3 protein-coding genes are annotated in these 1,966 nt (G+C 46.6%); all 3 read left to right on the plus strand.

Features of this window, described 5'->3' with window-relative positions; translation table 11 throughout:
• The coding region (locus ABGY95_RS03980; RefSeq protein ID WP_347440412.1) for a hypothetical protein at positions 1 to 686 on the plus strand (686 nt) is incomplete at its 5' end.
• A 24-nt stretch (positions 687 to 710) separates the two neighbouring features.
• Positions 711 to 986: an exodeoxyribonuclease VII small subunit gene (gene xseB, locus ABGY95_RS03985; protein WP_347440413.1), complete on the plus strand. Its 276-nt coding sequence runs from the start codon at positions 711 to 713 to the stop codon at positions 984 to 986.
• Positions 967 to 1,966: 1-deoxy-D-xylulose-5-phosphate synthase N-terminal domain-containing protein (locus ABGY95_RS03990; protein WP_347440414.1), on the plus strand; the 1,000-nt coding region annotated here is incomplete at its 3' end. The genes xseB and ABGY95_RS03990, both read left to right, overlap by 20 nt.

Below are 1,966 nucleotides of genomic sequence, written 5' to 3' on the forward strand. Positions count from 1 at the left end.
CTATCTACGGATTAACTAGCAGCCAGCTAGACCCAAACCAGCTCCACCTACTCTTTGCCCCACTCATGTGCGGATATGGATTAGCCCTCATTAGCATTATCTGGTCTCGCTGTAAATTAAGTCAAGAGTCAGGCCTAATGGGTAACCTCCACATAGTTGTAATTATTCTGATAGCATCAGCACCCTTACTACTACAGCTCAAACAACTCAATGATAAAAAGCCACATACTGGATCAGTCGGTGGTGTCCACGCTTACAGTCTAAACGGCTCACTAAATAGTATAACCACACCTAAAGACGTCATCATTTCAGACCAACCATGGGCAGTAGCTTGGTACGCTGACAGACCAGCTATTTGGTTACCGCAAACCTATTATGATTTCATCAAAGTTGAAACCATTGCTGACAAAGTAACTTCAATTGCTGGCATCCATGTTTCTAGCATGAGCTACAGTGGTGAAGATATCCGGCAGTCATTCTACAATAATCGGGACCTCACAGCCATGGCCTACCTGCCGTGGATCAACTATTTCGTAAGAAACGAAAACGCAGCGAATATCAGCCAGAACCCCAGTGTCGCACCATTAATCGACTCTCAAATCGGAAGATACCCACACAGGACCAAGCTCTCGGGACTACTGGAACCATCCACCTACTACTCACGCTCCATGATTCGCGTGAAATAACTAAGAAAGTAGCCTATTTTTATTATGCCTAAAAAATCAGCCCCATCATTTGAGGAAGCAATTGAAGAATTAGACAAGCTTGTCGATCAAATGGAATCAGATCAACTCCCTCTCGAAGAGTTGATTAGCCATTATGAACGGGGAGCCAAGCTGCTCTCTGAATGCGAATCGACACTCACTTCTGCAAAAAAGCGACTTGAAACTATCAAAAATAGTGACACCAAAGTAACAACTAAGGCGGCACCAAAGCCATCCAATAATAGCCCATCATCAGACAACGATGAAATCAGACTTTTCTAAATCACCTAAGCCGCTTCCGCGCCTACTTTCCACGATCCAATCCCCCGAAGATCTTAAGAAACTCCACAGAGCAGATCTTCCAGAATTAGCTCAAGAAATCCGTGACGTTCTGATTTCACGACTCTCCGTCACTGGAGGCCACCTAGGCCCCAACCTAGGAGTCGTGGAGCTCTCCATTGCTCTCCATTACGTTTTTGACTCACCGACTGATAAATTCACATTTGACGTCTCCCACCAGGGTTATGTTCATAAGATGCTCACTGGGCGAGCGAGTGAAATTCACACGATCCGCACTCATGACGGGCTCAATGGCTATCTATTGCGAACTGAATCTGAGCACGATTGCTATGGAGCTGGTCACGCGGGCACAGCCGTATCAGCAGCGCTTGGGATGGCATCAGCTCGCGACCTCGCAGGGAAAGATTTCGACGTCGTAGCAATTGCTGGTGACGCTGCATTCACCTGCGGAACCACATTAGAAGCACTCAACAATATCACAGATGCAACCAAGAAATTCATTGTGGTTCTTAACGATAATGAGTGGTCTATTGATAAAAATGTTGGAGCTCTGGCGCGGCATTTCAATGGACTTCAAACGAGCTCAGCCTACTCAGCAGTCCGCAGTAAAACTGCGGACGTCGTTCAAAAATTTGGTGGTGTGGGGGCACGCAAGCTCGCACAAAAGCTAGAGCAAGGTGCTAAGAACTTACTCGCCCCTAGTGTTTTATTTGAGAAGTTCGGCATCCGCTACTTTGGACCAATCGACGGGCACAACATCGAGATATTGATCGATACATTCGATTATCTACGGAATCAAGATGAGCCAGTGGTTCTACATATTATCACAGAAAAATGGCGCGGCTACACCCCCGCCCTCGATAACCCTGGGAAATTTCATGGTCTCGGAGCCTACAAAATCGAAGATGGATCTACGGCAGCTGGCTCAGTCCCAACCTTTTCAGAGATCTTTGGTCGCAATC

The sequence above is a fragment of the Rubritalea sp. genome (genome assembly GCF_039830215.1).
In the GTDB taxonomy this organism is placed as follows: Bacteria; Verrucomicrobiota; Verrucomicrobiia; order Verrucomicrobiales; family Akkermansiaceae; genus Rubritalea.

What these genes read in the sequence shown, in the direction of transcription:
- xseB (WP_347440413.1), top strand. Translation starts at nt 711, where the DNA reads ATGCCTAAAAAATCAGCCCCATCATTTGAGGAAGCAATTGAAGAATTA.